This window comes from Pseudomonas sp. TMW22080 (assembly GCF_022496745.1).
Lineage (GTDB): Bacteria > Pseudomonadota > Gammaproteobacteria > Pseudomonadales > Pseudomonadaceae > Aquipseudomonas > Aquipseudomonas bubulae.
Genome location: NZ_SCFF01000002.1, coordinates 589,266 through 611,950 on the forward strand (window position 1 = coordinate 589,266; position 22,685 = coordinate 611,950).

At 56.1% G+C, this 22,685-nt stretch carries 25 protein-coding genes and 1 tRNA gene; 21 read left to right on the forward strand and 5 right to left on the reverse strand.

Going from position 1 to position 22,685, the window contains the following annotated elements; genetic code table 11:
• Positions 1 to 126: 126 nt before the first annotated feature.
• The 3 genes from EQV96_RS09135 to EQV96_RS09145 are packed head-to-tail and all read right to left on the reverse strand — an operon-like array spanning position 127 to position 3,760.
• Positions 127 to 708 (reverse strand): cob(I)yrinic acid a,c-diamide adenosyltransferase, encoded by a 582-nt coding sequence (locus EQV96_RS09135; protein ID WP_095001786.1) that lies wholly within the window; start codon positions 706 to 708, stop codon positions 127 to 129.
• Between the two features lie 2 nt (positions 709 to 710).
• On the reverse strand, positions 711 to 2,747 hold the full coding sequence (locus EQV96_RS09140; protein ID WP_095001785.1) for an ATP-binding protein: 2,037 nt from the start codon (positions 2,745 to 2,747) through the stop codon (positions 711 to 713).
• 47 nt (positions 2,748 to 2,794) lie between these two features.
• Positions 2,795 to 3,760: a putative 2-dehydropantoate 2-reductase gene (locus EQV96_RS09145; RefSeq protein WP_095022948.1), complete on the reverse strand. Its 966-nt coding sequence runs from the start codon at positions 3,758 to 3,760 to the stop codon at positions 2,795 to 2,797.
• A gap of 115 nt (positions 3,761 to 3,875) precedes the next feature.
• Between EQV96_RS09145 and EQV96_RS09150 the strand changes: the two genes are divergently transcribed.
• Both EQV96_RS09150 and EQV96_RS09155 read left to right on the forward strand, forming a co-directional pair.
• Positions 3,876 to 4,361, forward strand: a complete 486-nt coding sequence (locus EQV96_RS09150; RefSeq protein ID WP_007906601.1) for a YajQ family cyclic di-GMP-binding protein — start codon at positions 3,876 to 3,878, stop codon at positions 4,359 to 4,361.
• Between the two features lie 136 nt (positions 4,362 to 4,497).
• Positions 4,498 to 5,340, forward strand: coding sequence for a mechanosensitive ion channel family protein (locus EQV96_RS09155; RefSeq protein WP_130872086.1), 843 nt, complete (start codon positions 4,498 to 4,500; stop codon positions 5,338 to 5,340).
• A gap of 265 nt (positions 5,341 to 5,605) precedes the next feature.
• Here the strand turns inward: EQV96_RS09155 and EQV96_RS09160 are convergent, their stop codons facing one another.
• Positions 5,606 to 6,889 carry an OprD family porin gene (locus EQV96_RS09160; RefSeq protein WP_240881771.1) on the reverse strand — a complete coding sequence of 428 codons (1,284 nt, stop codon included), beginning with the start codon at positions 6,887 to 6,889 and terminating at the stop codon, positions 5,606 to 5,608.
• Positions 6,890 to 7,670: 781 nt separating this feature from the next.
• Between EQV96_RS09160 and EQV96_RS09165 the strand changes: the two genes are divergently transcribed.
• Entirely contained in the window at positions 7,671 to 8,096 is a 426-nt protein-coding gene (locus EQV96_RS09165) for an HIT domain-containing protein (protein ID WP_095001781.1), read from the forward strand.
• A gap of 2 nt (positions 8,097 to 8,098) precedes the next feature.
• On the forward strand, positions 8,099 to 8,305 hold the full coding sequence (locus EQV96_RS09170; RefSeq protein ID WP_095019267.1) for a SlyX family protein: 207 nt from the start codon (positions 8,099 to 8,101) through the stop codon (positions 8,303 to 8,305).
• A gap of 68 nt (positions 8,306 to 8,373) precedes the next feature.
• On the opposite strand, the gene EQV96_RS23255 is transcribed toward EQV96_RS09170, so the two are convergent.
• Positions 8,374 to 8,976 (reverse strand): cold-shock protein, encoded by a 603-nt coding sequence (locus tag EQV96_RS23255; RefSeq protein ID WP_095001779.1) that lies wholly within the window; start codon positions 8,974 to 8,976, stop codon positions 8,374 to 8,376.
• Positions 8,977 to 9,449: 473 nt separating this feature from the next.
• On the opposite strand from EQV96_RS23255, the gene EQV96_RS09180 reads away from it, so the two are divergent.
• The 17 genes from EQV96_RS09180 to EQV96_RS09260 all read left to right on the forward strand — a co-directional run bounded on the left by EQV96_RS09180 (position 9,450) and on the right by EQV96_RS09260 (position 22,580).
• Complete coding sequence (locus EQV96_RS09180) at positions 9,450 to 9,812, forward strand: ribbon-helix-helix domain-containing protein (protein ID WP_095001778.1); 363 nt, start codon at positions 9,450 to 9,452, stop codon at positions 9,810 to 9,812.
• A gap of 180 nt (positions 9,813 to 9,992) precedes the next feature.
• Entirely contained in the window at positions 9,993 to 10,214 is a 222-nt protein-coding gene (locus EQV96_RS09185) for a zinc ribbon domain-containing protein (protein ID WP_029611571.1), read from the forward strand.
• 109 nt (positions 10,215 to 10,323) lie between these two features.
• Positions 10,324 to 12,099, forward strand: coding sequence for an aspartate--tRNA ligase (aspS, locus tag EQV96_RS09190; protein ID WP_016782225.1), 1,776 nt, complete (start codon positions 10,324 to 10,326; stop codon positions 12,097 to 12,099).
• A gap of 109 nt (positions 12,100 to 12,208) precedes the next feature.
• Positions 12,209 to 12,955: a YebC/PmpR family DNA-binding transcriptional regulator gene (locus tag EQV96_RS09195; RefSeq protein WP_016782226.1), complete on the forward strand. Its 747-nt coding sequence runs from the start codon at positions 12,209 to 12,211 to the stop codon at positions 12,953 to 12,955.
• 128 nt (positions 12,956 to 13,083) lie between these two features.
• The gene (gene ruvC / locus EQV96_RS09200) at positions 13,084 to 13,608 is read left to right on the forward strand and encodes a crossover junction endodeoxyribonuclease RuvC (protein WP_029611572.1); all 525 of its coding nucleotides are present in this window, start codon (positions 13,084 to 13,086) and stop codon (positions 13,606 to 13,608) included.
• 110 nt (positions 13,609 to 13,718) lie between these two features.
• On the forward strand, positions 13,719 to 14,327 hold the full coding sequence (gene ruvA / locus EQV96_RS09205) for a Holliday junction branch migration protein RuvA (protein ID WP_095001777.1): 609 nt from the start codon (positions 13,719 to 13,721) through the stop codon (positions 14,325 to 14,327).
• On the forward strand, positions 14,328 to 15,386 hold the full coding sequence (gene ruvB, locus EQV96_RS09210; RefSeq protein ID WP_095001776.1) for a Holliday junction branch migration DNA helicase RuvB: 1,059 nt from the start codon (positions 14,328 to 14,330) through the stop codon (positions 15,384 to 15,386). It abuts the gene before it with no gap.
• Between the two features lie 137 nt (positions 15,387 to 15,523).
• On the forward strand, positions 15,524 to 15,991 hold the full coding sequence (gene ybgC / locus EQV96_RS09215; protein WP_016782230.1) for a tol-pal system-associated acyl-CoA thioesterase: 468 nt from the start codon (positions 15,524 to 15,526) through the stop codon (positions 15,989 to 15,991).
• The gene (tolQ, locus tag EQV96_RS09220; RefSeq protein ID WP_048363571.1) at positions 15,981 to 16,676 is read left to right on the forward strand and encodes a protein TolQ; all 696 of its coding nucleotides are present in this window, start codon (positions 15,981 to 15,983) and stop codon (positions 16,674 to 16,676) included. Before ybgC ends, tolQ begins: the two co-directional genes overlap by 11 nt.
• 23 nt (positions 16,677 to 16,699) lie before the next feature.
• A complete protein-coding gene (gene tolR / locus EQV96_RS09225) occupies positions 16,700 to 17,152 on the forward strand; it encodes a protein TolR (RefSeq protein WP_162200692.1) in 453 nt (150 codons plus the stop codon).
• A complete protein-coding gene (gene tolA, locus EQV96_RS09230; RefSeq protein WP_095001775.1) occupies positions 17,152 to 18,246 on the forward strand; it encodes a cell envelope integrity protein TolA in 1,095 nt (364 codons plus the stop codon). The genes tolR and tolA overlap by 1 nt, the downstream gene beginning before the upstream one ends.
• Before the next feature lie 47 nt (positions 18,247 to 18,293).
• The gene (gene tolB, locus EQV96_RS09235; RefSeq protein WP_016782234.1) at positions 18,294 to 19,544 is read left to right on the forward strand and encodes a Tol-Pal system beta propeller repeat protein TolB; all 1,251 of its coding nucleotides are present in this window, start codon (positions 18,294 to 18,296) and stop codon (positions 19,542 to 19,544) included.
• 55 nt (positions 19,545 to 19,599) lie between these two features.
• Entirely contained in the window at positions 19,600 to 20,100 is a 501-nt protein-coding gene (gene pal / locus EQV96_RS09240) for a peptidoglycan-associated lipoprotein Pal (RefSeq protein ID WP_003441254.1), read from the forward strand.
• Positions 20,101 to 20,106: 6 nt separating this feature from the next.
• Positions 20,107 to 20,925, forward strand: coding sequence for a tol-pal system protein YbgF (gene ybgF / locus EQV96_RS09245; protein ID WP_095001774.1), 819 nt, complete (start codon positions 20,107 to 20,109; stop codon positions 20,923 to 20,925).
• A 163-nt stretch (positions 20,926 to 21,088) separates the two neighbouring features.
• Positions 21,089 to 21,736, forward strand: coding sequence for a 7-carboxy-7-deazaguanine synthase QueE (gene queE, locus EQV96_RS09250; RefSeq protein WP_095001773.1), 648 nt, complete (start codon positions 21,089 to 21,091; stop codon positions 21,734 to 21,736).
• Position 21,737: 1 nt separating this feature from the next.
• Positions 21,738 to 22,430, forward strand: a complete 693-nt coding sequence (gene queC, locus EQV96_RS09255; RefSeq protein ID WP_095001772.1) for a 7-cyano-7-deazaguanine synthase QueC — start codon at positions 21,738 to 21,740, stop codon at positions 22,428 to 22,430.
• A gap of 74 nt (positions 22,431 to 22,504) precedes the next feature.
• Positions 22,505 to 22,580, forward strand: a tRNA-Lys gene (locus EQV96_RS09260).
• Positions 22,581 to 22,685 lie beyond the last annotated feature (105 nt).

Below are 22,685 nucleotides of genomic sequence, written 5' to 3' on the forward strand. Positions count from 1 at the left end.
GCATGCACGTTCTGTTGGTTGTGGGAGCGAGCCTGCTCGCGAACGACCTTCGCGAGCAGGCTCGCTCCCACAGATTCAGTTTTTCCTGTAGTCGCTGACGAGTAGAGCGACTACAAATGAACGACATCAAGCCTTTGGTTTGGCTGCCGCCTGCCACAGGATCTCTGCAACCCCCTGGCGCTTGGCAATCAGGCGCGCGGCGACAAACAGCAAGTCAGACAAGCGATTGATATACGCCAGCCCCACACCTGCCAGTGGCTCCAATGCATTGAGCTGCTGGCAGCGGCGTTCGGCACTACGTGCCAGGCTGCGGCAAACATGGGCCTGGGCTATCAGGCTCGAGCCGCCGGGTAGAATGAAGTTCTCCAGTGGCCCCAGCTCCTCATTCCAGCGATCGATCGCAGTTTCAAGCCGTTCAATCTCGGCGGCGTTAAGTGCCTGATATTCCGGCATCGCCAACTCACCCCCCAGGTCAAACAAACGGTGCTGACACGGCTCAAGCACCTCGATCAGCTCGTTGAGCCCCGGCTGGCTGGCACTGTGCTCGATGAGCCCGGCCAGGAGCAGGCCGACCTGGCTGTTAAGCGTATCGACTTCGCCGATGGCTTCTATGCGCGGGTGATCCTTGGGCACACGGCGACCGTCGCCAAGCCCTGTTTCGCCCTTGTCGCCGGTGCGGGTATAAATTTTCGATAAGCGAAAGCCCATGGTTACATTTCCACGTTGGTTGGTTCGGGGGAGGCCGGCTGGTTGCCGGCCAAGGGCAGGCGCAGGGTAAAACAGGTGCCTTGGCCCTGGGTTGAGTGCACTTCCATTTGGCCCTTGTGGTTGTTGGTAATGATGAAGTACGACACGGACAGGCCAAGCCCTGTGCCCTGGCCAACTTCCTTGGTGGTGAAGAAGGGCTCGAAAATTCGTTTGCGCACCGCCTCGGGCATACCGGCACCGTTGTCTTCGACCTGTATTTCCGCCCAGGGCGGGTTGAGCCTGGTGCGCAGGGTTATGCGTCCCGGCTCGCTCTGATCGGCACGTTGATGAATGGCCTGGGCGGCGTTCTTCAGCAAATTGAGCAGCACCTGCTCCAGCTCGTTGGGGATGCCGGGCACCGGTCCCAGTTGCGGGTCGAACTGGCGAGTGATGGCTTGTCCCATAAAGTCAAAACCAATGGCCAGGTCGAAATCATTGCTGGCGATGTCCAGAGCCTGGTCAATCAGGGCGGACAGATCACAGGGGCTCATCTGCCGGTTGCTGCGGCGGCTGAAGCTGAGCATATGGGTGACAATTTTCGCCGCGCGTGCACCGGCCTGTTGAATGCCATCAAGTAGCTGCGGAATTTCCCGGGCCTGCAGGTAGTGGTTGACCACCTCCAGGTCGATGCCGGTCTGCTCGGCTTGTTCGATGTTCTTGGGCAACTCGCTCGACAGGCGCCTGCGAATGTTCTGTACGTTATGCAGGATCGCTCCCAGCGGATTGTTGATTTCGTGAGCCATACCGGCAGCCAGCCCGCCTACGGAAAGCATTTTTTCCGATTGCACCATCATGTCTTCCAGCGACAGGCGCTGGGTGATGTCATCGATGCGGATCACCACGCCGCGTCCACCACCGCCCATCAGGGGGTAAAAGGTCAGGGCATAGTGGCGGGCTTCCTCGCCCTGATTCCAGGTAACGCGTTCAATTTTTGCGACCTGGTGGTGCTCAATGGTGTCTTTGAGTTGCGGCAGGAAGGGCTTGAGAGGTTCAAATGCCAGCTCGATGGGCTTGTTCAGGGCTTCATCCAGCTGCGTGCCGGAGAGGGCGCTGGCTTCCTGGTTCCATTGGGTGACATAGAGCTGTTCGTCCAGTGCAATCAGCGCCGAAGGCATGGAGTCGATGATGCAGTTGAGGTAGTTCTGAAAACCGGTAAGTTTTTTCTCGATTTTGCTGCGTACCTGGACTTCCAGTTCCAGCTTGCGATTGGTGTTGCGGGTTTCTTCGGCCAGCGACTGCGCTTGATCGTACGCCTGTCGGGCCTCGTCCCGTGCGCGTTTGAGCGCTTGATCGCGTACTTCAATGCGCGACAGCATGGTGTTGAATGCCTCGGCCAGGCTACCGATTTCGTCGTTGTTGCCGGGCGCCGCGCGCAATGCGTAGTTCTCCTCGCGAGTGACCTGGCGGGACAGTTCTTCAAGGCGGTGAATAGGCTGGGTAATCAGGCGCTTGATCTGCCGCGCCACCACGAACCAGAGCAAAGCGCTGATGATCAGAATGCCCAGGCTGGCCGTTAGCGTGCCGGTATAGAACGCCATTGGCAGTTCGCTGCTGGCGATCAGCAACAAATGCCCGGGGGGTTGGTCGCCGTTATGCAGGCGGGTGATTTGATGGCTGCGCAGTTCGGTGAGGCTCCAGGCCTCAAGTTGACGATAGTGCTCCGGAAGTGGCAGGTGTTCGCCGTGTTGCAGTTGTCCCAGCAGGTTGCCCGCGCTGTCATAAATGGCGGCAGCACGCAGGGGGGCGTAGCTGCCGATCTCGTTGAGCAGGGCTTTGGCGCTTTGCGGCGAGTCCAGTGCGTGGGTGATCAGGTCGGGGTTTGCGGTCAGCTTGCCCAAGGTTTGCAGGGCTTGCGGAGCCGTGCTCTCGTGGGAGATCCAGTACGCGACGCTGATAAACGTCAAGTTGGCCACCAGCAATACGGTGGCCAGCAAGGCGAGCAGGGCGGTCAGCAGCTTCTGGCCTACCGGGAGGTTTTCAAGGCGCTGGCGCAAGGGCATGAGATGGCCATTTGATAAAAGAACAGAAGGGCAGGGTAGCGCGGCCCTCAGTTGCAGGGCAATCCGCGCTGGCGCAGGTGTTCGCTCAAGCGTTGGTGCAGACCCTGCAGACAGGGGGCGGCGAACGATCGGTTGCGGGCGGCAGTGCAAGCGTAGCCCAGCAAGTAACTGATTTCGGTGCGCCGGCCCTGGCTGACATCTTGGTGCATCGATGAATAATTGTTGGCTGTCGCCTGGATGACCCGGTGCACCTCGGTGGCCAGGTCGATGGCGGCTTCTGCCTGGCCGCAGTGTTCCAGCAAGGCGCTGAGTTCGGCGCACAGGGTGTTCACTTCGGCATCATGGGCTTGCAAGCCGCCGTTGCGGCAATCATGGAGCACCGTCAGTGGGTTAATCGCACAGTTTAGTGCCAGTTTGCGCCACAACCTGCTCAGAATATTCGGGCTCCATTCATTGGCAATGGCGCTGAGTTGAAGCTCTTCCAGCCATTGAGGGGCAGGGCCATGACGTGGGTCGCCCAGCCAGGTATGGCCACGCCCGGCAAACACTACGCGCCAGTCGCCATCGCGATAGGCGCCTTCAGTGCTGGAGGCGAAGATGCAACGCGCGTGGGGTACCTGCGCAGCGACGGCCTGCTGGCTGCCGAGGCCATTTTGCAACAGGATCAGTTCGGCACCCGGGCTCAGGCGCCCGGCGATTTGCTTGACCGCCTGCTCGGCGTCGTATGCCTTGCAGGTGACCAGCAAGCGCTGGATAGGCTCGTCGGTTTCAGGGGTTTGTGCGCTGATGGGCCAGTGTTGCGAATCTTCGCCTTCAATCAGGGTCAACTTTTGCACGGCTTTATAGGCTTGCAGGCGGTCGTCGTTGCGCAGAATGAGGGTGACGGGCAGGCCGGCGCGTGCCAGTCGTGTTGCCCACAGCATCCCCATGCTGCCTGCACCGAGAATGTGCCAGGTGGTGCTAGCCCGTGCCGGTGCGTTTGGGGGATTTTGGGGGATGGCCGAATCTGGCATGTGAGCTCGCAAGTGAATGAAGTCGAAGAACCGCTATAATGCCCGCGCATTTTAACTGTCAGGTCAGGCGTGCTCCATCTGTGTTGAGCGCGCCGTTTATTATTGGAGAAATTACATGCCGTCGTTCGACGTGGTATCCGAACTGGACAAGCACGAAGTCACCAACGCCGTCGAGAACGCCGTCAAGGAGCTGGACCGTCGTTATGACCTCAAGGGTAAAGGTACTTTCGAGTTCAAGGAAAAGGATTTGACGGTCAACTTGACCGCTGAAGCCGACTTCCAGCTCGAAGCCATGATCGAGATCCTCAAGCTGGCACTGGTCAAGCGCAAGATCGACGTTCAGTGCCTTGAGGTCAAGGACGCTTACGCTTCGGGCAAGTTGATGAAGCAGGAAGCGGTGCTCAAGGAAGGCATTGATAAAGAGCTGGCGAAAAAGATCGTCGCTCATGTCAAGGACGCCAAGCTCAAGGTTCAGGCCGCCATTCAGGGCGAGCAAGTGCGTATCACGGGTAAAAAACGTGATGACCTGCAAGAAGCCATCGCTGCGTTGCGTGCCAAGACGTTCGACATGCCGCTGCAGTTCAACAACTTCCGCGACTGATCACCACCCGGGGAACCTCTGGCGATCATTGACGTCCGATTTTCCTGGGCGCTGCAGAAACGATTGAGCTGCCAGGGTGGCTCGATCGTTTTGCTGAATAAATGACGCTGGCAGGTAATGGCGTGAGGAGATAAAAATGGATTTGAACACTGAAGTTGATCAATTGATCAAGGCCTCCCAGGCCTGGGTTCCGATGATCATGGAGTACGGCAGTCGCGTGCTGCTGGCACTGGTTACCCTGGCTGTCGGCTGGTGGCTGATTAACCGCCTGACGACCAAGATCGGTCAGTTGCTGGCGTTGAGAAAGGCGGATCTTGCGCTGCAGGGCTTTATCAGCAGCCTGGCCAATATCATTCTCAAGATATTGCTGATTGTCAGTGTTGCATCGATGATCGGTATTCAGACCACCTCGTTTGTGGCAGCCATCGGTGCGGCAGGTCTGGCCATTGGCCTGGCATTGCAGGGCAGCCTGGCCAACTTTGCAGGTGGGGTACTGATTCTGTTGTTCCGCCCGTTCAAGATCGGTGACTGGATCGAAGCTCAAGGTGTAAGCGGGACTGTCGACAGCATTCAGATTTTCCACACGGTGCTGCGTACCGGTGACAACAAAACCGTCATCGTGCCAAACGGTAACCTGTCCAACGGCATCATCACCAACTACAACCGTCAGCCGACGCGCAAGGTGGTGTTTGATGTGGGTGTGGACTACGAAGCTGATCTGCAGAAGGTGCGTGAAGTGTTGTTGGCGCTGGCCGATGACCCGCGCGTGCTGAAGCAGCCTGCTCCGGTCGTTGTGGTGACTGCCTTGGGCGACAGTGCTATCACCATGTCGCTGCGGGTTTGGGTCAACACCCCGGATTACTGGGATGTACTCTTTATGCTCAACGAGCATTCGCGTGACCGCTTGAAGGCTGAAGGTATTGATATTCCTTTTCCGCAGCGTGTAGTACGTGTGGTTCAGGAAGTGGCTGCGGAATAAGGCCGGGAACTGCACCTGATTATTGAGTCAGGTCTGGATAAACAATTAAAGGGGCTAAGGCCCCTTTAATTGTTTTTGTCCCCTGGCCAGGGCAGGGGTCTATGTTGGTTTGGGTAAAGATAAATAAGTGATAATTGATTGCATTTAGTGATGTTAGTTAGCTTGCTATATATATGGTTTTTAACCGATAAATAAAAAGCCACGCCCTGAGACAGGGCGTGGCTTTGACTAAGCATTATGTTTGTAACTAGCCCCAGGGCTGTTATTACAAGATGTTCAGTGGGTATTCAGCAATCAGGCGCAAGTCGTTTACGTCATTGCCGTTGTTGCTGGTGGTGCGGTAGATCGCGCTACGCAGACGCAAAGACAGGTCTTTGGCCGGGCCTTCCTGCAACACGTACTTGGTTTCGAAGTCGAATTCGTGCTCTTTGCCTTCGCCATCAGTCGTGGAGATGTTGTCGCCTTTAACGTAGCGAGCCATGAAGCTCAGGCCTGGCACGCCGTAGCTGGCCATGTTCAGGTCGTAGCGACCCTGCCAGGAGCGTTCGTCACGCTGGTTGAAGTCGGAATATTGCACGGAGTTGGCGAGGAAAATAGTACCGCCGCCGTCTACGCCGTAGTAGTAAGCGCTGTCACCGGTGGAGCGCTGGTGAGCGATGGTGAACTTGTGGGCGCCCAGGCTATAGGCGGCTGCCAGGCTCCAGATTTTGTTGTCAACGTCGCCGGCGCGTTCCTGACCCTGGCTCGAGGTTCTGTAGCCGTTGAAGTCGAAGTTCAGGGCTTGAGACTCTGCGATTGGCAGGGTGTAGTTCAGGTTGATGTACTGCTTCTTGAAGTAGTCATCAACATCGGATGCGGCAATGCCGCCGACGAAGTTGTCAGTGAACTGGTAGGTTGCGCCGGCAATATTGGCGGCGGTCAGGCCTGGCTCACCTTTGCCGTTGATGCTGTCACGGGCCATGCCAGTCTGGGAGCTCAGTGCGGTGAAGCGACCTGCGGTCAGCTCCAGGCCTTTGATTTCCTTGCTGGTGATCAGGGTGCCGGTAGCAACCTCAGGCAGCAGGCGGCTGTCGTCAGTGGAGAAAACCGGGCTGGCGACGAACTGGTTGCCGTATTTCAGCTCGGTGTCGGACAGGCGGAATTTGACCGCGCCGCCGATTTTCCCTTGGGTATCTTCAGGGGAGCCATCGCTTTTGCTGGCGAACAGGCCGTTGCCCTGGCGACCGGCACCGCCATCCAGGCGTGCAGTACCCATGGCGAAAGCATCAACACCGACACCAATGGTGCCTTGGGTGAAGCCGGACTGGTAGTTAAGCAGCTCGCTCAGGCCCCAATCTTCACGGTAGCCGCTTTTGAACGAACCATCGGCCTGCTGCTTGTTGCCAGCACCGTTACGGAAGTCGCGGTTCATGTACAGCATGCGGGTTTTGGAAGTCAGCGTGCTGTCTTCAACGAAACCTTTTGCGTCGTCCTGGGACGAAGCCATTGCGAACTGAGTAGTGCCGGCTGAAACAGCCAGGGCGATCATGCTCCACTTCATCACGCGCATCGTGATTTGCTCCTTTGGTTTTTAGGAAGAGTACTGCCGTCCCACCTGAATTATTATCTGGGCGGCTCTTTCTTTTTGTGTCGGCGCAAACTTATATCACGCCGGCAATATTGGCGATACTTGCTCTCATAACCTTTCAGCTTCTTTACAGCCATGTCGCAAATGGCACCCCACATGTCGCAAGCGCGCCGCTTAGAGCCTTGTTTGAGCATCTATTCAGTACTGTTTCCAGTGTTGGGCATATGATTGATTTCATGTTGCCTACAATGAAAACTCAAAATTCCTACTGTTTAGCTATTGTTATTTATCGTCGGGTTGCTGTGCTCCTGCTCAGGCCTGGCGACTGTGTCAATGATCTATGCAACAAGCGTGCTCAAATTCCTGCCTGGATGAAAAATAAATAATATTCTGCGTTTTTGAGCTATGAGGCCTGATCTTGCTTGGGTCAAACGGCGATAAAGCTGCCTTCAGGGTGTTGTTTTTTGTTGCAAGGAGTGGTGCCTATCCCGGATTTACGCCTTAAGCGTTACCGGTTAACACCCGCTGGGGTGGCAGGTGACGTTTTGGCGCGCTTGAAACATGCGCTTTGTGCAGTTTTGGTGCATAAGTGTTCGAGCACTGTTGCTTGGGCGTGCAGCGTCGCATTTGCGGTGCGTGCAGGGCTGGAGGCGTGATGCCAGTCGCAATCAAGGGTATCCTTGATTCCTGTCGTCTGGCCTGCGGTGAATGTCACCGGGTGCCGGGTTGTGCTGAAATGAACGGTCAAACAGGAGAGCTCCCAGTGTTCGCTTTGGATACACGTCTTCAAGAGGATACCTGGCTGATAGGGGACTTCCCCTTGTGCCGCTTGCTGCTTTCCAATGATTCGAATTACCCCTGGTTTATCCTGGTGCCGCGACGCGAGGGTATAACTGAACTGTTTCAATTGGATGACGCCGACCAACAGCGGATGTGGGCTGAGACCACGGCTTTGGCGCGGGTGCTGAAAGAGTCGTACGGTGCGGATAAAATCAATGTTGCCACCCTGGGTAATGTCGTCAGTCAGTTGCACATGCATGTGATTGTTCGTTACCGGGCTGATGTGGCATGGCCAGGGCCTGTCTGGGGCAAGCATCCTGCAAAACCCTATGCGCCGGCAGAGGTGCGTGCTGTCCGGGACAGGCTGGCATCGGCTCTTGATGCAAGTTTTACTATTTCGGAGGGTTGATCGTGACGCTTGAAGCGCGAGTGATGGACCTTGAAAGCCGCGTGGCTTTTCAGGATGACACCATTCAGGCATTGAATGATGTACTGGTGGCCCAGCAGAACACCGTGGATCGTCTGCAGATGCAGATGGCCGCCTTGCTCAAGCGCCAGGAGGAAATGGGCGGGCAGTTCGAGTCGTTTGAAGAAGAGGCTCCGCCACCGCACTATTGATTGTTTTGTGCAGGCATAAAAAAACCGCGATTCAGCCTGGCTGATCGCGGTTTTTTTTCAGGCTTGAATCAGCGGCGCGGCAATGCTGCGATCACGTCTTCGGCCTGCAGGCCCTTGTCGCGGTTCATGACCGAGAACTCGACACGTTGCCCTTCCACCAAAACACGGTGGCCCTCGCCACGAATGGCGCGGAAGTGTACAAAAATATCATCACCGGAATCTCGGGAGATAAAGCCGAAACCCTTTGAGGTGTTGAACCATTTGACAGTCCCTGTATCGCGGTTGGTCATGTCATAGCTTTGCGAGGACGACGAAGGTGACGATTTATAGAAGCTGACAGCAAGATGAAGCAGTACGGCAATAACAGCAGGTGTCAGGCCCAGGAGAACAGCGGGCTGATCACCAATCGGCAGCAGCAGGCCGAACAGGGTCAGGGTCTGCAGGACAACGGACAGTACCAGCAGCGCACTGACCAGATTCTGCAGTTGATGGCGCGGGCCTTTATTCCAGAATGGAATGACTGGGGCCAGTGTCAGGTTCAGCAGGCCAAAAAACGCCAGGTAAAGGGCATCAGGATGTTGTAGGTAAGGTAAAGCTTCAGATTGCAGGCTGGGAATAAAGGACAGCAGCAAAGCCGCTGCACCCGTTATCAGGTGGACGATTTTCAACATTTCAATGACTCACATTAAGATAGATCGCAAGGAAGAGCTGATTGCGCACGGTTCGCTTCAGAAAAAATGGAGGCGCTGGACACGTGAGTTCATCAGCCTATGCGCCCTCGCCGGAGGCGAAAATTGGGCAACACGCTGCCTATTTAACAGCAAAGCTTGGGTCTACTCAAATTAAGCGTATGGGTCTATCTGTGAGTGAGACTGTTCGATGAGGCCTAGGCAAAATCAGCTTATTACGAAAGCCTTGTCTTAGACGCATGTAGGCCTCTGGTCTGGGGGTTGGGGGGTGGTGTGATCTGATGGGGGTGCTGCCTGCTCCGTCCATGACCATATTCGCCGCACGTAGCGAGAGCGCTCCTACAGATTTGCGGGTTTGATCCGCTGGATAAGAATTTTTACATGTCGTTTTATGAGGCAAGTTCTTTGAAAAAAGAGTAATCAAATCCAATGATGCGCAATGGAGTGCTTTTGCGATGGGGCGATTGATGCGGCAAGAAAATGCCGGGTGCAGATCAATGCAGAGGGTCAGGATTGACCCTGCCATTCTGGACTTTGGCATCACGCTGGCCCGGCCATTATCACGTTCGGTACGGTTGAATGGCTTTGCCACCTGTTTGCGGCTTGAGGAAGTGTATTGGGAGGTGTTGTCCGATATATCACGTATCAACAAGTGTTCAATAAATACGCTGCTGTCCTATATCGACCTGGAGGTTCACTTGCGCCATGGCGGGGTGAAGAACTTCAGTGGGTTCATTCGGGTCGTCTGCGTCATGCACTTGTTGAAAATGGGTCGCGGCCTTCAGGAGGTAAAACAGCAGCAGGTGTTTGCGGGTTGAAGGCCGCAGCCGGCTGGAGGTGCATGCTCGACGGCTTGTAATCGCCCACTATTTATGATGCATTTAGGTGCTTCTGGCTGTTCATGCGGCTGCAATGGCTCGATTTACCAGATATAATCTCGCTCTTTGCTGTGCGGCCCTGCTTAAGGGTTGCCGCTAACGGATTGTCGAGACACGCCAATGCCCATGTACGATTACCAGTGCGCTTCCTGTGGTCATCAGCTGGAAGCCATTCAAAAGATCAGCGCTGCACCGCTGGTTGATTGTCCAGCCTGTCAGGCCCCCGAGCTGAAGAAAATGCTGTCCATGCCGGGTTTCCGCCTTAGCGGTACAGGCTGGTATGAAACAGACTTCAAGACAGGCTCGAAAAAGAATCTGGCAGGCGGCGATAAATCCGACTGAGGTCTAGCGAAAGCAGTCAGAACACAAGCGGGCTCTTGCAAGGTTACCAGCACCGACGGTGCGCAAGACCTCCACCGAATTTCGAATTACGAGAAGTGAAACCACTACCATGATGCGCAGCCATTATTGCGGCCAACTGAACGAAAGCCTGGACGGCCAGGAAATTACCCTTTGCGGATGGGTTCACCGTCGCCGTGACCACGGTGGGGTGATTTTCCTCGATATCCGTGATCGTGATGGTCTGGCCCAGGTGGTTTTCGACCCGGATCGCGCTGAGACCTTCGCCGCTGCCGACCGTGTGCGCAGCGAGTATGTTGTCAAGATCACCGGCAAGGTACGTCTGCGTCCTGCCGGTGCAGGCAATACCAACATGGCGTCGGGCATGATCGAAGTGCTGGGCTATGAGCTGGAAGTGCTGAACGAAGCAGAAACCCCGCCATTCCCGCTTAACGAATTCTCGGATGTCGGCGAAGAAACCCGTTTGCGCTACCGCTTTATCGACTTGCGTCGCCCGGAAATGCTCGAGAAGCTGCGCCTGCGTTCGCGCATGACCACCAGCATTCGTCGTTACCTGGACGAGAACGGTTTCCTGGACGTTGAAACTCCGATCCTGACCCGTGCCACCCCGGAAGGCGCCCGTGACTACCTGGTGCCTAGCCGTACTCACGCCGGTTCGTTCTTTGCACTGCCGCAATCGCCACAGCTGTTCAAGCAGTTGCTGATGGTGGCCGGTTTTGACCGCTACTACCAGATCGCCAAGTGCTTCCGCGACGAAGACCTGCGTGCTGACCGTCAGCCTGAGTTCACTCAGATCGACATCGAAACCAGCTTCCTCGATGAAAAAGACATCATGGGCCTTACCGAAGGCATGATCCGCAACCTGTTCAAGGAAGTGCTGGATCTGGAATTCGGCGAATTCCCGCACATGACCTTCGAAGAGGCCATGCGCCGCTACGGCTCCGACAAGCCTGACCTGCGTAACCCGCTGGAACTGGTTGACGTTGCCGATCAGCTCAAAGACGTGGATTTCAAAGTGTTCAGCGGCCCGGCCAACGACCCTAAATGCCGTATTGCGGCCCTGCGGGTTCCGGGTGCTGCAAGCATGCCGCGCAAGCAGATCGACGACTACACCAAGTTTGTCGGCATCTACGGTGCCAAAGGCCTGGCGTACATCAAGGTCAACGAGCGCGCCAAAGGCGTGGAAGGTCTGCAGTCGCCGATCGTTAAAAACATCCCTGAGGCCAACCTGAACGTGATCCTGGATCGCGTCGGTGCCGTCGATGGCGATATCGTGTTCTTCGGTGCCGACAAGGCCAAGATCGTCAGCGAGGCCCTGGGCGCGCTGCGTATCAAGGTGGGTAACGACCTGAACCTGCTGACCTGCGAGTGGGCCCCTATGTGGGTGGTCGACTTCCCGATGTTCGAAGAGAACGACGACGGCAGCTTCAGCGCCTTGCACCACCCGTTCACTGCTCCGAAGTGCTCGCCTGAAGAGCTGGAAGCCAACCCGGCAACCGCGATCTCCCGTGCCTACGATATGGTCTTGAACGGTACCGAGCTGGGTGGCGGTTCGATCCGTATCCACCGCAAGGAAATGCAGCAAGCGGTATTCCGCCTGCTGGGTATCGAAGAAGCCGAGCAGGAAGAGAAATTCGGCTTCCTGCTGGACGCCCTGAAGTACGGCGCGCCGCCCCATGGTGGCCTGGCCTTCGGTCTGGATCGTCTGGTCATGCTGATGACCGGTGCACAATCGATTCGTGAAGTGATTGCCTTCCCGAAAACCCAGAGTGCTGCCTGTGTCATGACACAAGCACCTGGCGTGGTTGACGCCAAAGCGTTGCGCGAGCTGCATATTCGTTTGCGCGAACAAGCCAAGGCAGAGTAAGTCTGACCTTCAAAGGCGCATCTTCGGGTGCGCCTTTGCATTTGGGGTCGAGAATTTTTATTGACAGGCCTTGGCCTGGCAAGGTTTTTAAAGGGATTCGGAGTGCGTTATGGCAGGTCATTCTAAGTGGGCGAACATCAAGCACCGCAAAGAGCGTCAGGATGCCAAAAAAGGCAAGATTTTCACCAAGTGGATCCGTGAACTGACCGTTGCTGCCCGTCAAGGTGGCGGCGATCCGAGTTCCAATCCGCGCCTGCGTCTGGCGCTGGACAAGGCCCTTGGGGCGAACATGAGTCGCGATATCATTGATCGCGCCGTGGCCCGTGGTGCCGGTGCGGCTGATACCGATGACATGGTCGAATTGAGCTACGAAGGCTATGGCCCGGGTGGCGTAGCCGTAATGGTCGAGTGCATGACCGACAACCGTAACCGTACTGCTGCGGCTGTACGCCATGCGTTCAGCAAGTGTGGCGGCAACCTGGGTACTGACGGTTCTGTTGCCTATCTGTTCGAGCGCAAGGGCCAGATCTCCTATGCAGCCGGCGTTGATGAGGATGCCTTGATGGAAGCCGCGATGGAGGCCGATGCCGACGACGTGGTGACCAACGAAGATGGCTCCATCGATGTGTTCACGTCGTTCTCCAGCTTCTATGCCGTGCGTAACGCCCTGGAAGCGGCAGGTTTCAAGCCGACGGATGCTGAAATCGTCATGTTGCCGACCACCAGTGCCGAGCTTGATCTGGAGGGCGCAGAAAAGGTTCTCAAGTTGATCGACATGCTTGAAGACCTGGATGACGTCCAAAACGTCTACTCCAATGCTGAAATCCCTGACGCCGTCCTGGAACAGCTTGCCTGAGCGATTGCGTCAATCAAGAGGCCGGAGGTGCTCCGTCGCGACAATCGCGGCGCTGGGCACCTCCGGCTTCTGCCTTTAAGCTGTCCGGGTATGTGCCGGTGGGCATCACTTCATAAGCTGTAGGCGTTATGACTCTTATTCTTGGTATCGATCCGGGTTCGCGAATCACCGGTTATGGCGTCGTGCGAGACACTGGGCGTGGCTGTGTGTACGTGGCTTCGGGATGTATTCGTACGGGGAGCGGCGAACTGCATGAGCGGTTGCAGATCGTCTATCGTGGGGTGCGTGAGGTTATTCAGACGTACGGTCCTGTCACCATGGGCATCGAAAAGGTGTTTATGGCCCGCAATGCCGATTCGGCTCTCAAGCTGGGGCAGGCCAGGGGCGCGGCCATTGTTGCGGGAGCCGAAGAAAACCTGGAGATCGCCGAGTATTCGGCAACCCAGGTCAAGCAGGCGGTGGCGGGTACAGGTGGCGCCAATAAAGAACAGGTGATGATGATGGTCATGCACCTGCTCAAGCTGACCAGCAAGCCGCAAATCGATGCGTCGGATGCCCTTGCGATTGCCTTGTGCCATGCCCACACTCGCTCCAGCTTGCTGCCCCACGGGCTGGGTGCGGCCCGTAGCCGTGGCGGGCGTTTGCGGCTGTGAAACGCAATTTTTAACTGGATTGGGCTTCCTGACAGGGCTTCATCTGTAATGATGCGGCTCTGTCTTTGTATTTGTCAGCCATTGATCTGGCCAGTGAAAGGATCTGAAACGTGATTGGACGCTTGCGCGGCACTCTGGCTGAAAAACAGCCGCCGCACCTGATTCTCGATGTAAACGGCTTGGGTTATGAGCTGGAAGTACCGATGACCACGCTTTATCGATTACCGTCTGTCGGCGAGCCACTGACCCTGCATACCCATCTTGTGGTTCGCGAAGACGCCCAGTTGCTCTATGGTTTCATAGGCAAGCGCGAGCGTGACTTTTTTCGTGAGCTGATCCGGCTCAACGGCGTCGGCCCCAAGCTGGCGCTGGCGTTGATGTCCAGCCTGGAAGTCGATGAGCTTGTGCGCTGTGTGCAGGCTCAGGACACATCGGCCTTGACCAAGGTTCCGGGGGTGGGCAAAAAGACCGCGGAACGACTGCTGGTAGAGTTGAAGGATCGTTTCAAGGCGTGGGAGCAAGTACCCAGCATGTTCGCCCTGGTCCCTAATCAGCCGGATGCTCCGGTGCCGGTCGCCAGCGCTGAAAGTGATGCGGTGAGTGCCTTGATCTCCCTGGGCTATAAGCCTCAGGAAGCGAGCAAGGCGGTTTCTGCGATCAAGGATAAAACGTTGAGCAGTGAAGACATGATTCGCCGAGCCCTCAAGGGGATGATTTAAGTGATTGAAGCTGATCGACTGATTACAGCCTCAAGCGGGCGGGACCGGGAAGAAGTTCAGGATCGGGCGATTCGGCCTCTGAGCCTGGCCGACTATATTGGCCAGCCCACCGTTCGCGAGCAGATGGAGCTGTTTATCCAGGCTGCGCGCGGGCGTGCCGAATCGCTGGATCACACATTGATCTTTGGGCCGCCCGGGCTGGGCAAGACGACGCTGGCCAACATCATCGCCCAGGAAATGGGCGTATCGATCAAGAGCACTTCCGGGCCTGTTCTGGAGCGCCCGGGTGATCTGGCTGCGCTGCTGACCAACCTTGAGCCCCATGATGTGCTCTTTATCGATGAAATCCATCGCCTTTCACCCATTGTCGAGGAAGTGCTTTACCCGGCCATGGAGGACTTCCAGCTCGATATCATGATTGGCGAAGGGCCGGCTGCGCGTTCCATCAAACTCGATCTGCCGCCTTTTACCCTGGTGGGGGCGACCACGCGCGCCGGGATGCTGACCAACCCGTTGCGTGATCGTTTCGGGATTGTTCAGCGACTGGAGTTCTATAGTACTGACGACCTGGCGACGATTGTCAGTCGCTCGGCGGGTATCTTCGGTTTGCCGCTCGACCCTGAAGGTGCGTATGAAATTGCCCGGCGGGCTCGCGGGACACCGCGTATCGCCAACCGTTTGCTGCGTCGTGTGCGGGATTTTGCCGAGGTGCGTGCCAAGGGGCATATCACCAAGCCGGTCGCTGACCTGGCGTTGAACCTGCTGGACGTAGATGAGCATGGTTTTGATCATCAGGACCGGCGATTGCTGCTGACCATGATCGAGAAGTTCGATGGCGGGCCTGTGGGAGTCGATAGCCTTGCCGCAGCAATCAGCGAAGAGCGTCATACGATTGAAGATGTGCTGGAGCCGTATCTGATTCAGCAGGGTTACATCATGCGTACGCCGCGTGGTCGCGTTGTGACCCGGCATGCGTATTTGCACTTTGGTTTAAACATTCCGTCACGATTAGGCGATATGCCTGTGGTAGACGAATTTCTGAATGCTTTGGATGATTAATAAGCCGTTAGCGGTCGATTTTTTTAAGGTTTTTGCTGTCTCAAGGACTGGCGCTGAAAATCTTCGGTCATAAAGGCCAAGAAGCGTAAAAAACAGTGGTTTGGCGGATTGGCAACCTGAGGAGTAAGCACTAGAGTATGCGCGCGCAAAACAGGCTTGAGCCGTTCGCACATCGCTGTCGCGTTTATTACGAGGACACCGATGCGGGTGGCGTCGTGTATTACGTAAATTATCTAAAGTTTATGGAGCGGGCTCGAACCGAAAGGCTGCGGGAATTGGGGTTTGCCCAGTCCGCGCTGGCAGGCGAGAACCTGTTATTTGTCGTGCATTCCAGCGAGGCGCGCTACCACGCACCGGCGCGACTGGACGACGAACTGTTGGTAAGTGCGCAAGTGATGGAACTCAACCGTGCCAGCCTGCGTTTCAAGCAGCAGGTCTGGCGGGCTGCAGATGCAACGCTGCTCTGTGAAGGGCAGTTTTTGGTGGCCTGTGTGCGCGCCGATAGTTTTAAACCCCGAGCCATTCCCGAAGCTCTACGTACGGCCTTTGCCGACGTGAGCGGCGCGGGTAAACATTTAGAGCAGGAGATAAAGCGTGGAAGCTAACGTCGTCGACCATTCCTCCATGTGGAGCTTGGTCAGCAATGCCAGCATTGTTGTGCAGTTGGTAATGTTGACCCTGCTGGCCGCATCGGTTACCTCGTGGGTCATGATTTTTCAGCGCAGCACCATGTTGCGCGCCGGTCGACGTGCCCTTGAAAGCTTTGAAGAGCGTTTTTGGTCGGGTATCGACCTGTCGAAACTGTATCGTCAGGCAGGTAGCAATCCGGATCCGGACTCGGGCGTGGAACAAATCTTTCGTGCCGGTTTCAAAGAGTTCTCGCGTCTGCGTCAGCAGCCGGGCGTTGATCCTGAAGCGGTTATGGAAGGTGTGGCGCGTGCCATGCGCGTGGCCATCTCCCGTGAAGAAGAAAAGCTTGAACAAAGCTTGCCGTTCCTGGCCACCGTTGGTTCCGTAAGCCCGTATATCGGCCTGTTTGGTACCGTATGGGGCATCATGAACTCCTTCCGTGGCCTGGCCACTGCCCAGCAGGCGACACTGGCGACTGTAGCGCCAGGCATTGCCGAAGCACTGATCGCAACGGCCATCGGCTTGTTCGCGGCCATCCCGGCAGTTATTGCTTACAACCGTTTTGCTGCCCGTAGCGAAACGCTGATCGGCCGCTACTACACCTTCGCCGATGAATTCCAGGCGATCCTGCACCGCAAAGTGCACACCAGCGAAGAATAAGCAGGTAATTTCCAATGGCTTTAATCGCTCGAGCGCGTAAAAAGCGCAAGCCGGTCGCCGAGATGAACGTAGTGCCTTACATCGACGTGATGCTGGTGCTGCTGGTCATTTTCATGGTGACCGCACCGATGCTCAACCAGGGTGTGAAGGTTGATTTGCCCAAGGTCTCCAGCGAGGCTTTGCCGCAAGACAACAATACCCAGGTTCTGACCATTTCGATCAAGGCTGACAAGACCTATTTCTGGAACCTTGGCAGCGAAGTCGACACCGACAAGCAGATGGACAAGGCAATGACCTTGCCCCAGATGACTGACGCCGTGACCAAGATCATCCGCGCAGGCAATGAAGGCGGCAAGCACACCCAGGTGTTTATTCGCGGTGACAAGACCGTGGATTACGGGGCGGTAATGGGGGCTATGGGTGGTCTGCAGAAGGCCGGGGTCGGTAACGTTGGCTTGATAACCGAGGCTCCCTGATGCGCGAACAGCGGGAGCCGTCCGCCTCTGAAAACTATTTTTGGCCTGCAGTCTGGGCGGTAGGGTTGCACGTCCTGATTTTTGGCCTGCTGTTTGTCAGCTTTGCCATGACTCCGGAACTGCCGCCTTCCAAACCGATTGTTCAGGCGACCTTGTACCAGCTCAAGTCCAAAAGTCAGGCGACCACCCAGACCAATCAAAAGATTGCGGGTGAGGCGAAGAAATCCGCCGCGCGCCAGACCGAAGTCGAGCAGATGGAACAAAAGAAGGTTGAGCAGGAAGCTGTAAAAGCTGCGGAACAAAAGAAAGAAGAGGCTGCCGAAAAAGCTGCAGAAGCCAAGAAGGCTGACGAAGCCAAAGCGAGCGAGGCCAAAAAGGCAGACGAGGCGAAGAAGGCTGATGAAGCCAAGAAAGCCGATGATGCCAAAAAGGCCACTGAAGCCAAAAAAGCCGAAGAGAAAAAACTGGCTGACATAGCCAAGAAAAAATCCGAGGAAGAGGCCAAGAAGGCTGCGGAAGAAGAGGCCAAGAAAAAGGCCGCGGAAGACGCCAAGAAAAAAGCGGCTGAAGATGCGAAGAAAAAAGCAGCTGAAGACGCCAAGAAAAAGGCCGTAGCAGACGAGGCGAAAAAGAAATCCGCCGAAGATGCGAAGAAAAAGGCCGCTGCCGATGCCGCCAAGAAAAAGGCCGTGGAAGCAGCTCGTAAATCGACCGAAGAGAAAAAGGCGCAAGCCTTGGCTGATTTGCTTTCCGATACGCCGCAACGCCAGCAGGCGCTGGCAGATGAGCAAGGTGATGAGGTCGCCGGCAGTTTCGATGACTTGATTCGTGCTCGTGCAGCAGAAGGGTGGGCCCGTCCGCCATCGGCGCGCAAAAACATGACAGTGGTGCTGCAGATCGGCATGTTGCCAGATGGTACGGTAACCTCTGTGACGGTTGCCAAATCCAGCGGTGACGGACCGTTCGACAGCTCCGCAGTGGCAGCGGTCAAGAATATTGGCCGTTTAACGGAAATGCAGGGTATGAAACCCAGCGATTTTAATCCTTATCGATCGTTCAAGATGACATTCACACCTGAGGATCTAGCCTTGTGATTAAACTTTTTCGAGGACTGCTGGTCGTCGTCTGCTGCCTGGCAGGGATGGCTGTAGCAGATGAAAAGAACATCCTGGTCACCAGTGGCAGCGATCGGGCAACGCCAATTGCCGTAGTCCCTTTTGGTTGGCAGGGCGGTACAGTGCTGCCGGACGACATGGCTGAAATTATCGGCAATGACCTGCGCAACTCGGGTTACTACGCGCCGATTCCAAAGCAGAACATGATCGGCTTGCCTACCCAGGCCAGCGAAGTCATTTTCCGCGACTGGAAAGCCCTGGGTGCCCAGTACGTAATGGTTGGCAATATCGTGCCGGCAGGCGGTCGCCTGCAGGTGCAATACGCCTTGTTCAACGTTGCAACCGAGCAGCCAGTACTGACTGGCAGTGTGTCGGGCACGGCTGAACAGCTGCGGGACATGGCGCATTACATCTCCGATCAGTCGTTTGAAAAACTGACCGGTATCAAAGGTGCATTCTCCACCCGTCTTCTTTACGTGACGGCCGAGCGTGCCAGTGCCACCAACACCCGTTACACCCTGCAACGTTCGGACTACGACGGTGCCCGTGCCGTGACCCTGCTGCAATCCCGTGAGCCGATCCTGTCGCCGCGTTTTGCGCCCGATGGCAAACGCATCGCTTATGTGTCGTTCGAGCAGAAACGTCCTCGCATCTTCGTGCAGAACATTGATACCGGCCGCCGTGAGCAGATCACCAATTTCGAAGGTCTGAACGGTGCGCCAGCATGGTCGCCGGACGGCTCGAAACTGGCGTTCGTATTGTCCAAGGACGGTAATGCCGAGATCTATGTGATGGATCTGGCTTCCCGCGGGTTGACTCGTGTTACCAACAACCCTGCAATTGATACAGAACCTTTCTGGGGTAAAGATGGTTCTACCATCTATTTCACCTCCGACCGTGGCGGCAAACCACAGATCTACAAGACCAACGTTGGCAGCGGTAACGCAGAGCGCGTGACCTTTATCGGCAACTACAACGCCAGTCCTAAGCTTTCGGCTGACGAAAAGACCCTGGTAATGATCCATCGTCAGGACGGCTTCACCAATTTCCGTGTTGCGGCGCAAGATTTGCAGCGTGGAAGCGTGAAAATCCTCACAGATACCAACCTTGATGAGTCTGCTACTGTTGCGCCCAACGGCACCATGGTAATCTACGCCACCCGCCAGCAGGGCCGGGGAGTCTTGATGCTCGTGTCCATTAATGGACGCGTAAGGCTCCCTCTTCCTACCGCTCAAGGCGAAGTCAGAGAACCTTCCTGGTCCCCTTACCTGAACTGACGTGGTGATAGCTTTACGTTGCACATAACACTTGGGGTTCATTAGGAGTTTTACGATGGAAATGCTGAAGTTTGGTAAATTTGCTGCGCTGGCACTGGCCATGGCTGTAGCTGTAGGTTGCTCGTCCAAAGGCGGCGACAATGCCGGTGAAGGCGCTGCTGTTGATCCAAACGCTGGTTACGGCGCAAACACTGGCGCTGTTGATGGTTCCCTGAGCGAAGAAGCTGCTCTGCGCGCTATCACTGTTTTCTACTTCGAATACGATTCTTCGGACCTGAAACCAGAAGCAATGCGCGCTCTGGACGTTCACGCCAAAGACCTGAAAGCTAACGGCGCTCGCGTTGTTCTGGAAGGTAACACTGACGCCCGTGGTACTCGTGAGTACAACATGGCACTGGGCGAGCGTCGTGCGAAAGCCGTTCAACGCTACCTGGTACTGCAAGGCGTTTCTCCAGCACAGCTGGAGCTGGTGTCCTACGGTAAAGAGCGTCCAATCGCTACTGGCAACGACGAACAGTCGTGGGCTCAAAACCGTCGCGTCGAACTGCGTAAGTAATTCGTCATGCGAACGTGCCGCCGTGCTGTAACTATTCTGACTCTCAGCCTCCTGCCGCTATCGGCATGGGCTGCGGTTCCTGTGGTCGATGACAACTCTGGCTATAACAATAGCGGGGGGAGTTATCCGTCACCGGGTTATGGTGCGAGCGGCGCCTATGCCGGGGGAGGGGTTTCGACCCCTGTCTCGGCACAGGGCGAGCTGTTCAACCAGCTGCAACAAATGCAGGAACAGATTGCACGCCAACAGGGTGTGATTGAAGTTCTGCAGAACGACATTTCGCGCATGAAACAAGAAAGCCTGGAGCGATACCAGGAACTTGATCGGCGTATTGGTGCTGGCATTGCTCCTGCTGCCGCCCCTGATAATTCTTCTGCTGGTGGCGCTAATGCCGCCGGTAATACAGCAGCGCCTGCTTCCCAGGCCGCTGCCAGTGCCGAGCCTGGCGATCCGGCGAAAGAGAAGCTCTATTACGATGCTGCTTTCGACCTGATCAAAGCCAAGGACTTCGACAAGGCCAGCCAGGCATTTACTGCCTTTTTGCGCAAATACCCCAACAGTCAGTACGCGGGTAACGCCCAGTACTGGTTGGGAGAAGTAAACCTGGCCAAAGGTGATTTGCAAGCGGCAGGCCAGGCCTTTGCCAAGGTCAGCCAGTTGTACCCCAAGCATGCCAAAGTGCCGGACTCGCTCTACAAGCTTGCTGATGTAGAGCGCCGCCTGGGCCATACCGACAAGGTAAAAGGCATTCTGCAGCAGGTTGTAGCCCAGTATCCAGGCACTTCCGCTGCACAGTTGGCGCAACGCGACTTGCAGCGTATGTAAGCAATAACCGGCTTTAATCGAGAAACCCGCGCCTGTCGCGGGTTTTTTCGTTAGAATCCACGCCCTTTTATGAAATACGCTCTTCTGGATCCTGCGCGAGCAGATTTTTTGGAGTGCCTGACGGAGGCGGACAGCCTGTTTAGCTGTTACGCCCGTGGCGAATATGCAAGACACATTGAGAATTACCGAAGTTTTTTACTCGTTGCAGGGTGAAACGCGGACGGCTGGCCTGCCCACCGTTTTTGTGCGCCTGACTGGCTGCCCTTTGCGCTGCGGTTACTGTGACAGCGCTTATGCCTTCAGTGGCGGGACTGTGCGCCCTCTGGACGACATCCTTGAGCAGGTTGCCGGCTTTCGCCCGCGTTATGTGTGCGTGACAGGCGGCGAGCCGCTGGCCCAGCCCAATGCCATTCCTCTACTTAAGCAGCTCTGCGATGCGGGCTATGAAGTCTCGATCGAGACCAGTGGTGCGCTGGATATCTCGGCGGTAGATCCGCGCGTCAGTCGCGTGCTGGATTTGAAAACGCCGGGCTCCAAGGAGTCCCACCGCAACCTCTACGAAAACATCGCCCTGTTGACGCCCAACGACCAGGTCAAGTTTGTGATCTGCTCGCGGGAAGACTATGACTGGGCAGTGTCCAAGTTGATTGAATACGGGCTGGAGCGACGTGCAGGCGAAGTACTGTTTTCGCCGAGCCACCATGACCTGTCAGCCCGTGACCTGGCCGACTGGATCGTGGCGGATAACCTGCCAGTACGTTTGCAAATGCAGCTGCACAAATATCTGTGGAATGACGAGCCGGGGCGCTGAAATGACTGAACAAACTGTTGTCACTGAAAAACGGGCCGTGATCCTGCTGTCTGGCGGCCTCGACTCGGCAACCGTCGTGGCCATGGCTCGTGCCGAGGGCTACAGCTGCTACACCATGAGCTTTGACTACGGTCAGCGCCATCGTGCTGAACTGGACGCTGCTGCACGTGTTGCACGGGATCTGGGGGCTGTTGAGCATAAAGTTATCGGCCTGAACCTGGACGGCATGGGTGGCTCGGCATTGACCGACAGCTCCATAGACGTGCCCGAGGCCCCGAGTGAAGGCATTCCGGTTACTTATGTTCCGGCACGCAATACCGTGTTCCTGTCCTTGGCGCTGGGTTGGGCAGAAGTGCTGCAGGCGCGAGATATTTTTATCGGTGTCAATGCGGTGGACTACTCGGGTTACCCGGACTGCCGTCCAGAGTTTATCGAGGCCTTTGAGGTCATGGCCAACCTGGCGACCAAGGCCGGAGTAGAGGGGCAGGGCTTCAGTATCAAGGCGCCTCTGCAAAACCTGAGCAAGGCACAAATCGTACAGGCAGGTATAAAGCTGGGCGTGGACTATTCGCTGACAGTTTCCTGCTACCAGGCTGACAATCAAGGGCGTGCCTGTGGCAAATGCGACAGTTGCCGTTTGCGTGCAGAAGGCTTTGCAGCTGCCGGAATTAGCGACCCAACCCGTTATTTTTGAATTATTTCGGATTTATTTCTGAGCGGGTATTGAATTCTCGTTAGAAATCAGTATTATACGCCCCACAACGAAGCGGGTCGTTAGCTCAGTTGGTAGAGCAGTTGGCTTTTAACCAATTGGTCGTAGGTTCGAATCCCACACGACCCACCATATCGCTACACCAAAACAGCCGGTCTAGTCCTCAGGATTAACCGGCTTTTTTGTGCCTGGGATTTGGTGGGTGTGAGAGCTGACAGTCGTAATTACATAAAAAAC